11 protein-coding genes and 1 riboswitch are annotated in these 9,603 nt (G+C 70.9%); of the genes, 10 read left to right on the forward strand and 1 reads right to left on the reverse strand.

The window, feature by feature from the left end; all coding sequences use genetic code 11:
- Positions 1-14: 14 nt before the first annotated feature.
- On the reverse strand, positions 15-1,343 hold the full coding sequence (locus tag ACFWM7_RS27960; RefSeq protein ID WP_383265507.1) for a nicotinate phosphoribosyltransferase: 1,329 nt from the start codon (positions 1,341-1,343) through the stop codon (positions 15-17).
- 79 nt (positions 1,344-1,422) lie between these two features.
- Here ACFWM7_RS27960 and clpS point away from each other — a divergent pair, with 79 nt between their 5' ends.
- The 10 genes from clpS to ACFWM7_RS28010 all read left to right on the forward strand — a co-directional run bounded on the left by clpS (position 1,423) and on the right by ACFWM7_RS28010 (position 9,457).
- On the forward strand, positions 1,423-1,740 hold the full coding sequence (gene clpS / locus ACFWM7_RS27965) for an ATP-dependent Clp protease adapter ClpS (protein ID WP_383265509.1): 318 nt from the start codon (positions 1,423-1,425) through the stop codon (positions 1,738-1,740).
- Between the two features lie 53 nt (positions 1,741-1,793).
- Positions 1,794-2,414, forward strand: coding sequence for a DUF2017 domain-containing protein (locus ACFWM7_RS27970; protein ID WP_383265512.1), 621 nt, complete (start codon positions 1,794-1,796; stop codon positions 2,412-2,414).
- A 345-nt stretch (positions 2,415-2,759) separates the two neighbouring features.
- Entirely contained in the window at positions 2,760-4,214 is a 1,455-nt protein-coding gene (locus ACFWM7_RS27975; RefSeq protein ID WP_383265514.1) for an amino acid permease, read from the forward strand.
- A 188-nt stretch (positions 4,215-4,402) separates the two neighbouring features.
- Entirely contained in the window at positions 4,403-4,825 is a 423-nt protein-coding gene (locus ACFWM7_RS27980) for a Mov34/MPN/PAD-1 family protein (RefSeq protein WP_030087623.1), read from the forward strand.
- 71 nt (positions 4,826-4,896) lie between these two features.
- Positions 4,897-4,997, forward strand: a riboswitch (cobalamin riboswitch).
- A gap of 58 nt (positions 4,998-5,055) precedes the next feature.
- Entirely contained in the window at positions 5,056-6,069 is a 1,014-nt protein-coding gene (locus ACFWM7_RS27985) for an ABC transporter substrate-binding protein (RefSeq protein ID WP_383265517.1), read from the forward strand.
- A complete protein-coding gene (locus ACFWM7_RS27990) occupies positions 6,066-7,106 on the forward strand; it encodes a FecCD family ABC transporter permease (RefSeq protein WP_383265519.1) in 1,041 nt (346 codons plus the stop codon). The genes ACFWM7_RS27985 and ACFWM7_RS27990 overlap by 4 nt, the downstream gene beginning before the upstream one ends.
- A gap of 31 nt (positions 7,107-7,137) precedes the next feature.
- Positions 7,138-7,935, forward strand: a complete 798-nt coding sequence (locus ACFWM7_RS27995) for an ABC transporter ATP-binding protein (protein ID WP_383265522.1) — start codon at positions 7,138-7,140, stop codon at positions 7,933-7,935.
- A gap of 69 nt (positions 7,936-8,004) precedes the next feature.
- Positions 8,005-8,130 (forward strand): putative leader peptide, encoded by a 126-nt coding sequence (locus ACFWM7_RS28000; RefSeq protein ID WP_383265524.1) that lies wholly within the window; start codon positions 8,005-8,007, stop codon positions 8,128-8,130.
- Positions 8,131-8,228: 98 nt separating this feature from the next.
- Positions 8,229-8,507 (forward strand): MoaD/ThiS family protein, encoded by a 279-nt coding sequence (locus tag ACFWM7_RS28005; protein WP_383265526.1) that lies wholly within the window; start codon positions 8,229-8,231, stop codon positions 8,505-8,507.
- Entirely contained in the window at positions 8,507-9,457 is a 951-nt protein-coding gene (locus tag ACFWM7_RS28010) for a PLP-dependent cysteine synthase family protein (RefSeq protein ID WP_383265527.1), read from the forward strand. The genes ACFWM7_RS28005 and ACFWM7_RS28010 overlap by 1 nt, the downstream gene beginning before the upstream one ends.
- The last annotated feature ends 146 nt before the right edge of the window (positions 9,458-9,603 follow it).

The raw sequence follows: 9,603 nt of genomic DNA on the forward strand, positions 1-9,603 counted from the left end.
GCCCCGAGCCGTTCTCAGGCGTACTCGGTCGGGATCACCGGCTCGCCCCGCGACAGCTGGATCGCCGACATCGGCAGCCCGGCCCGCGCGGCCACGTGGCGGTCCCGGACCGCGTCCAGCGGCTCGCGGGCGACCACCTCGCCGCCCCGCACCAGCTCCTCCAGCAGCTGCCGGCCGGCCAGCTCCTCGGGGACCGGGCCGGTGCCGATCACCTCGGCCTCGGCGACGCCGTGCTCGTCGGTCCGGCGCGCGGCCCACTTGCGGCCGCCGACCGACGACTTCGCGCCGAGCGACTTCTTCGCCACCGGCACCAGCGGAGCGTCCGGCTCCGCCGAGCCGGCGCGGGCCACCAGCTTGTAGACCATCGAGCAGGTGGGGTGCCCGCTCCCGGTGACCAGCTGGGTGCCGACCCCGTACGCGTCCACCGGCGCGGCGGCCAGCGAGGCGATGGCGTACTCGTCCAGGTCCGAGGTCACCACGATCTTCGTGCCCGTCGCCCCCAGCTCGTCCAGCTGCTGCCGCACCCGGTGCGCGACCAGCAGCAGGTCCCCGGAGTCGATGCGTACGGCACCCAGCTCGGGGCCGGCGATCTCCACGGCCGCCCGGACCGCCTCGGTCACGTCGTACGTGTCGACCAGCAGCGTCGTGCCCCGGCCGAGCGAGTCCACCTGCGCCCGGAACGCGTCGCGCTCGCTGTCGTGCAGCAGGGTGAAGGCGTGCGCGCTCGTACCGACCGTCGGGATCGCCCAGCGGAAGCCCGCCGCCAGGTCGGAGGTGGCGTCGAACCCGCCGACGTACGCGGCGCGGGCCGATGCGACCGCCGAGAGCTCGTGGGTGCGGCGCGCGCCCATCTCGATCAGCCGGCGGCCCCCGGCGGCGGCCGACATCCGCGAGGCGGCGGCGGCGATGGCGGAGTCGTGGTTGAGAATGGAGAGGATCACCGTCTCCAGTAGCACGCACTCGGCGAAAGACCCCTCGACCCGCAGGATCGGGGAACCGGGGAAGTAGACCTCGCCCTCCGGGTAGCCCCAGATGTCGCCGCTGAAGCGGTAGCCCGCCAGCCATTCGAGGGTCGGCTCGTCCACGATGCCCTGCTGGCGCAGGAAGCCGATCATCTCGTCGTCGAAGTGGAAGTTCTCCACCGCGTCCAGCACCCGCCCGGTGCCCGCGACGACGCCGTAGCGCCGTCCCTCGGGGAGCCGGCGGGTGAACGCCTCGAAGACCGAGTGGCGGTCGGCGGTGCCGGCCTTGAGGGCGGCCTGCACCATGGTCAGTTCGTACTGGTCGGTGAAGAGCGCGGTCGACGGAACGCCGACCCGCCGACCGAGGTCCGCTGTGTTCATGGCTGGGATGCTACCCCCTATTCGTCAAAGTGACGAGATGTGGGGTCCGTTTGTGCGCCGGGCCCGCCCGGGTGGCAGCATGGGACAGGTGAGCGTTGCTACCCCGCTAGAGATCGAACGTCCCGATTCGGCCGAGGAGGCCTTCGCGGTCCCCGAGCCGGACGTCCCGTGGGTGACGCTCGTCCACAACGACCCGGTCAACCTGATGAGCTACGTGACCTACGTCTTCCAGGCCTACTTCGGCTATCCGAAGGACAAGGCCCACAAGCTCATGCTGGACGTGCACCAGAAGGGCCGCGCCGTCGTCTCCAGCGGCAGCCGCGAGGAGATGGAACGCGACGTCCAGGCCATGCACGGCTACGGGCTGTGGGCCACCCTCACCCAGGACCGCGACTAGCCGCTCCCGGCGCCCCTGCCACCCGCCCCGTTCGACCCACCATCGGAGAATCCATGGCCGGCCATTTCGAGGCCACCCCCGGCGGCGGCGCGGCCGTCGCGCTCGACGAGGTCGAGATCTCGATCCTCCGCTCCCTCGCCGTGCAGCTGCTCGAACTGATCGGCCCGGGCGACGAGCCCGCCGACGGCGAGGACCCGCTCGCCGCCCTCTTCGCCGAGGGCCCCAGCAAGCCGCCCACCGACCCGGCGCTCGCCCGGCTCTTCCCCGACGCCTACGGCGGCCCCGGCGGGCCCGAGGCGTCCGCCCGGGCCGGAAAGCCGGAGGAGGAGCTGCGCGAGCGGTCCGCCGAGTTCCGCCGCTTCACCGAGATGGACCTGCGCTCCGGCAAGCGCGACGACGCCCTCACCGTCGTCCGCACCCTGGACGCGCTCTCGCCCGCCCCGGACGGCGGGGCCGTCCTCACCCTCACCGGCGACGAGTGCCGCAGCTGGCTCCGCTCCCTCAACGACCTGCGCCTGACCATCGGCACCCGGCTGGAGGTCTCCGACGAGGACCAGGGCGAGGAGGGCTCGCTCTACCGGCTCCCCGACACCGATCCGCGCAAGCCCATGGTGATGGCGTACCTCTGGCTCGGCGCGCTCCAGGAAACGCTGGTCGAGACCCTCATGCCGTAGGCGGCCTCCGGAAACACCGAACCGCCCACCCCGCCGGGGTGGGCGGCTCTTGTTCGCTCAACGGACGCTCAGATCCGAGTAATGATCCCGCCAAGTCATTCGGGTCATTCGTTCGGGTTGGGGCTTTATGTCCCCTTCTGCCTGTGGTGTGCACCACAGAATGTCCCACGGTGTCCGGTGACAGCCGTGATAAATCTTCACGACCGCCCGGGGACGCCACCCCTGTTTCCCGGGGGCGCTGCACACCGGCCGAACGCCGGTCGCACTCCATCCATATCCGGGGGGATCAGGACCTGATCCGCAGCCTTGTACGGCGCGGATCGGCGTGGAGAAAGGCGCACCACCATGACATCGGCGCAGGTCGACGAGGGACAGGTCGACAAGGATCAGCCCGGCGGCAATGCCGGGGACTCCGGAGCCGGCGGTGAGGGATACCAGCGCGGTCTGGGAGCTCGCCAGATTCAGATGATCGCCATCGGCGGAGCCATCGGCACCGGGCTCTTCCTCGGCGCGGGCAAAGCCATCGACCGGGCCGGGCCGAGCCTCATCCTGGCCTACGCCATCGCGGGTATGGTCATCTTCTTCGTCATGCGGGCCCTGGGCGAGCTCCTCATGTACCGCCCGGTCTCCGGTTCCTTCTCGGAGTACGCCCGCGAATTCATCGGCCCGTTCTTCGGATTCGTCACCGGCTGGACCTACTGGCTGTTCTGGGTCGTCACCGGAATCACCGAAGTCACCGCCGCCGCCACCTATATGACGTACTGGTGGAACATCCCGCAGTGGCTGTCCGCCCTCGTCTTCACCGTCATTCTCTACGGCGCCAACCTGATCTCCGTGAAGCTCTTCGGTGAGCTGGAGTTCTGGTTCTCCATGGTCAAGGTCACCGCCATCATCGGCATGATCCTGATCTGTGCGGGCGTCCTCACCGTCGGCTTCTCCGACGCCGGCGACACCGCGACCGTCTCCAACCTCTGGAACGACGGCGGCTTCTTCCCCAACGGCATCACCGGCACCCTCATGACGCTCCAGATCGTCATGTTCGCCTTCCTCGCCGTGGAACTCGTCGGCGTCACCGCCGGGGAGTCCAAGGACCCCGAGACCGTGCTGCCCAAGGCCATCAACACCGTGCCGTGGCGCATCGCCGTCTTCTACGTCGGCGCGCTGATCATGATCCTCTCGGTCGTGCCGTGGTCCACCTTCAAGCCCGGCGTCTCCCCCTTCGTGAAGGCCTTCGAGGAGATGGGGCTCGGCGTCGGCGCGGCCATCGTCAACTTCGTCGTCCTCACCGCGGCGCTCTCCTCCTGCAACTCCGGTATGTACTCCACCGGCCGCATGCTCCGCGACCTCGCCCTCAACGGCCAGGGCCCCCGCGCCTTCACCAAGCTGACGAAGAACGGCCTGCCGCTGGTCGGCACCACGTTCTCCGCCGCCCTGATGCTCGTCGGCGTGTGGATCAACTACCAGTGGCCGGGCGAGGCGTTCAACTACGTCGTCTCCTTCGCGACCATCTCCGGCATGTGGGCCTGGATCATGATCCTGATCAGCCAGATCCGCTACCGCCGCATGGCCGACGCGGGAATGCTGCCGCAGTCCTCGTTCAAGGCCCCCGGAGCCCCGTACACGAGCTGGTTCGCGCTCTGCTTCATCGGCATGGTCATCGTGATGATGGCGATCGACAAGGACGCCCGGATCTCGCTCTACTGCGCACCGCTGTGGGCGCTCATCCTCTTCGTCTCCTACCGGGTGCTCCAGGCGCGCACCCCGTCGGCCCCGGAGAAGGCCTCCACCGAGACCCGCTGAGCCGCTTGCCCCGGAGGGCCGGGGGGTCGCCCCACCGGCCCTCCGGGAGCCCCGTCGACCCCGAGGGCGGGCCCCACGACCGCCCCCTCCCGGACCGCCCCGGCCGCCCCAACGGCCGACGTGTCCACCATGCGGGCCCCCGCGTACCACCCACCGGTACGCGGGGGCTCGATGCATATCCTGGCGCCATGCTGACCATCACCCAGACGCTCTACGACCAGATCGTCGCCCACTCCCGCGCCGACCACCCCGACGAGGCGTGCGGAGTGGTAGCCGGCCCGGCCGGGACGGACCGCCCCGAGCGCTTCATCCCGATGCTCAACGCCGCCCGCTCGCCCACGTTCTACGAGTTCGACTCGGCCGACCTCCTCAAGCTCTACCGCGAGATGGACGACCGCGACGAGGAGCCCGTGATCGTCTACCACTCGCACACGGCGACCGAGGCCTACCCCTCCCGCACCGACGTCACGTACGCCAACGAGCCCGGCGCCCACTACGTCCTGGTCTCCACCGCCGACACCGACGGCTCGGGCCCCTTCCAGTTCCGCTCGTACCGCATCGTGGACGGCGAGATCACCGAGGAAGACGTGCAGGTCGTCGAGGCGTACTGAGCCCCCGGGTGGCTCGCAGGGCCGCCGCAGGGGTCTGGCACACTGCACCCCGAACCCATCAAGGCAGCAGGAACCAGGAAGCCGGTGCGAATCCGGCACGGTCCCGCCACTGTGACCGGGCCCCCTCCCGTACGGACTCCGTGCCGGAGGGCGGCCCGGAAGCCAGGAACTGGCCCGCCGCCTTCTCGCATCGACCAGGGGACGCGGAAATCCCCCGGAGAGGCCCCGCCATGTCCCGGCGCACCCCTGCGCTCATAGCCGCCGCCGTGCTGCTCCCGCTCGTTCTCACCGCCTGCTCCGCCTCCTCCTCCGACGGCGACGCCGCCACCGAGGGCAAGGCGTCGGCGACGGGCGAAGGCTTCCCGTACACCGTCAAGAACTGCGGTGTCACCACGACGTACAAGGCCCCGCCGAAGCGCGTCGTCACCATGAACCAGCACGTCACCGAGATCATGCTGGAACTGGGCCTGAAGAAGTCCCTCGTCGGCACCGCCTACCTCGACGACCAGGTCCTGCCGAAATACGCGAAGGACTACGCCTCGGTCCCGGTCCTCGCCAAGGAGTACCCCTCCTACGAGCAGGTCCTCGCCGCCGACCCCGACTTCGTCTACGGCGGTTACGGCAGCGCCTTCACCGCGGGCGACGGCCGCGGCCGCGAGGCGTTCAAGAAGTCCGGCATCGAGACCCGCCTCAACACCGAGAGCTGCACCAAGGGCGACCAGCCCATGGACACCCTCTACGAGGAGATCCGCGAGGTCGGCCGCACCTTCGGCATCAGTGACCGCGCCGAGGCCTGGATCGAGCAGGCCAAGGCCGACAACGCCGCCACCGCCAAGAAGCTGGCCGACCTGAAGCCCGTCTCCGTCTTCGTCTACGACAGCGGCGACAAGACCGCCTTCACCGCGGGCGGCGAGGGCATCGGCAACGAGCTGATCGAGCGGGCCGGCGGCACCAACGTCTTCGCCGACCTCGACAAGCCCTTCGGCGACGCCTCCTGGGAGAACGTCGTCGACCGCAAGCCCGAAGTCATCGTGATCTACGACTACGGCGCCACCACCGTCGAACAGAAGAAGAAGCGCCTCCTCACCGACCCGGCCCTCGCCGACGTCCCCGCCATCAAGAACAAGCGCTTCGCCGTCATGCCGCTCTCCGACGCGGTCCTCGGCGTCCGCGTCCCCGCCGCCGTCGACAAGCTCGCGGCCCAGCTCCACCCGGCGGCGGTCAAGGCGGCCACCACCCCGTGACCTGCCGCGCCTCCGCAACGCGGCGGCCGCTCGGTTACGTCCTGGTGCTCGGCGTCCTCGCCGCGCTCCTGGCCGTCGCCGTGCTGGCCGCCCTCGCTCTCGGCTCCGTCCGCATTCCGCCCGGCCAGGTGCTCGACATCCTGACCGGGCGGGCGGAGGCGAGCCCGTTCCGCACGATCGTCCTGGACGTCCGGCTGCCCCGGGTCCTGCTCGGCATCGTCGTCGGCGCCGGACTCGCCGTCATCGGCACCGTCCTCCAGGCCCTCGTACGCAACCAGCTCGCCGACCCGTTCCTCCTCGGCGTCTCCTCCGGGGCCTCCACCGGCGCGGTCCTGGTGATCGTCCTCGGCATCGGCGCGTCCCTCGCCACCACCGTCACGATCCCCGCCGCCGCCTTCGCCGGCGCGCTGCTCTCGCTGCTGCTCGTCTACTCCCTGGCGCGCGGCGGGGGCGGCCTCACCACCAACCGGCTCGTCCTCGCCGGGGTCGCCGTCTCCTACATCCTGTCCGCCCTGACCAGCCTGATCCTGGTCACCTCCGCCCGCGCCGACCACCTCCAGGAAGTCCTCTACTGGACCCTCGGCGGCCTCGGCGCGGCCCGCTGGGACATGCTCGCGCTGCCCGCGATCACCCTGGTCGTCGGCACCGCCGTCCTCCTCACCCTGGCCCGCCCGCTCGACCTGCTTCTGGTGGGAGAGGAGGGCGCGACCGTCCTCGGCCTGGACACCGCCCGCTTCCGGGCCGCCGTCTTCGTCCTCGCCTCGCTGATGACCGGGGCGCTCGTCGCGTACAGCGGGGCGATCGGCTTCGTCGGCCTGATGGTCCCGCACATGGCCCGGATGGCGGTCGGCGCCGCACATCGCGCGCTGCTCCCGGTCGTCGCGCTCGGCGGCGCGGTGTTCCTGGTCCTCGCGGACCTGGCCGCCCGGACGCTCGCCGCCCCGCAGGACATCCCGGTCGGGGTGCTCACCGCGCTGACCGGCGGCCCGTTCTTCCTCTGGATGCTGCGGCGCAGGCCCGAGGGAGCACCCGCATGACGACCGAACGCACTCCCGAGGGAGCCCGCCCGTGACCACCCTGCGCACCGAGGCCCTCTCGTACGGGACCGGCGAGGGCCGCCATCTCGTCGACGCCGTCGACCTCACCGCCGCCGACGGCGAGACGGTCGGCCTGGTCGGCCCCAACGGCAGCGGCAAGACCACCCTCCTGCGCTGCGTCTACGGCACCCTGCGCCCCACCCACGGCCGCGTCCTCCTCGACGGAGACGACCTCGCCACCCTCCCCGTGAAGGCCCGCGCCCAGCGCATCGCCACCGTCCCGCAGGACGGCCACGCCGGGTTCGAGCTCACGGTCGGCCAGGTCGTCGCGATGGGCCGCGCCCCGCACAAGCGGTTCTGGGAGGCCGACACCGCCGCCGATACCGCCCTGGTCACCGAGGCCCTCGCCCGGGTCGGGATCGCCGCACTCGAACCCCGTACGTTCGCCTCCCTCTCCGGCGGCGAACGCCAGCGGGCCCTGGTCGCCCGCGCCCTGGTCCAGCAGCCCTCGCTCGTCGTCCTGGACGAGCCGACCAACCACCTGGACATCCGCTACCAGCTGGAGATCCTCTCCCTGGTCCGCGACCTGGGCACCACCAACCTCCTCGCCCTGCACGACCTCAACCTCGCCGCGTACTACTGCGACCGCCTCTACGTCCTCAAGGACGGCCGGGTCGTCGCCTCCGGCACCCCGGAGGAGGTCCTGACGGCCGAGCTGCTGAGCGAGGTGTACGGCGTGGCCGCCGAGGTCAGCGCCCACCCGAGGACCGGCGCCCCCACGGTCGTCTACCTTCCGGAAGACGGCGCCGCGCGACAGGAGTCCACATAGCGGTCGCTCACCATCCATCATGTGGGATCACACTCGGGTTTCCGCACAGGGAATCGATACGATGCCCGCATGGTTCCCCATGACGTGAGCAACAAGACGCCGGGCACGCTGCTCGTCGCGCGGCTGCACGTCGACCTGTGCAGGCTCGCCAGCGCGATCTGTCCCCGCAGCCTGCCCGTGAGCCGCCCGGCCTGAGCCGCGGTCCGCGCGCCCACCCATACGCACCACCCCCTGCGCGGGGGCTGAAACGCGCGCCCCACGCCACCTCTCCGCTTTCGACAGGAGCCCACGCCATGGCCATCGAGGTCCGCATCCCGACCATCCTCCGCACCTACACCGACGGCGCGAAGGCCGTCGAAGGCAACGGGGACACCCTCGCCGACCTCTTCGCCGACCTGGAGAGCCGCCACACGGGCATTCGTGAGCGCATCGTCGAAGGCGAACAGCTCCGCCGCTTCGTGAACGTCTACCTGAATGACGAGGACGTCCGCTTCCTCGACGGCATCTCCACCAAGCTCAGCGACGGCGACAACGTCACGATCCTCCCGGCCGTCGCCGGCGGCATGCGCTGATGCGGTACGACTCCCCGCTGGCGGCCGTGGGGAACACCCCCCTCGTCCGTCTCCCGCGGCTGTCCCCGTCCGAGGACGTCCGTATCTGGGCCAAGCTGGAGGACCGCAACCCCACCGGTTCGATCAAGGACCGCCCGGCGCTCCACATGGTCGAACAGGCCGAAAAGGACGGCCGGCTCACCCCCGGCTGCACCATCCTGGAGCCCACCAGCGGCAACACCGGCATCTCGCTCGCCATGGCGGCCAAGCTCAAGGGCTACCGCATCGTCTGCGTCATGCCGGAGAACACCTCGCAGGAGCGGCGCGACCTGCTTGCCATGTGGGGCGCCGAGATCATCTCCTCCCCGGCCGCCGGCGGCTCCAACACCGCCGTACGGGTCGCGAAGGAGCTCTCGGCGGAACACCCGGACTGGGTGATGCTCTACCAGTACGGCAACCCGGACAACGCGGGCGCCCACTACGCCACCACCGGCCCGGAGATCCTCACCGACCTCCCGTCCATCACGCACTTCGTGGCGGGCCTCGGCACCACCGGCACCCTCATGGGCGTCGGCCGCTACCTCCGCGAGAACCGCCAGGGCATCCAGATCGTCGCCGCCGAACCGCGCTACGACGACCTGGTCTACGGCCTCCGCAACCTCGACGAGGGCTTCGTCCCCGAGCTGTACGACGCCTCGGTCCTCACCACCCGCTTCTCGGTCGGCTCCGCCGACGCGGTCACCCGCACCCGCGAACTCCTCCAGCAGGAGGGCATCTTCGCGGGCGTCTCCACCGGCGCCGCGCTCCACGCGGCGATCGGCGTGGGCAACAAAGCGGTCAAGGCGGGGGAGAGTGCCGACATCGTCTTCGTCGTCGCGGACGGCGGCTGGAAGTACCTGTCGACGGGCGTCTACACGGCGGAAACGACGGAAGCGGCCATCGAAACGTTGCAGGGCCAACTCTGGGCGTAGGCCCTTGAGGCCGATCTTTTGAGCCCCTCCGGCGATTGAGGAGCGGGGTCCGGGGCAGCGCCCCGAAGGGCCCCCCCCCCCCCCCCCCCCCCACACCCCGACCCCCCCCCCCCCCCCCCGCAACCCCCCCCCCCCCCCCCCCGCCG

The sequence above is a fragment of the Streptomyces sp. NPDC058375 genome, assembly GCF_042723425.1.
GTDB classification, from domain to species: domain Bacteria; phylum Actinomycetota; class Actinomycetes; order Streptomycetales; family Streptomycetaceae; genus Streptomyces; species Streptomyces durocortorensis.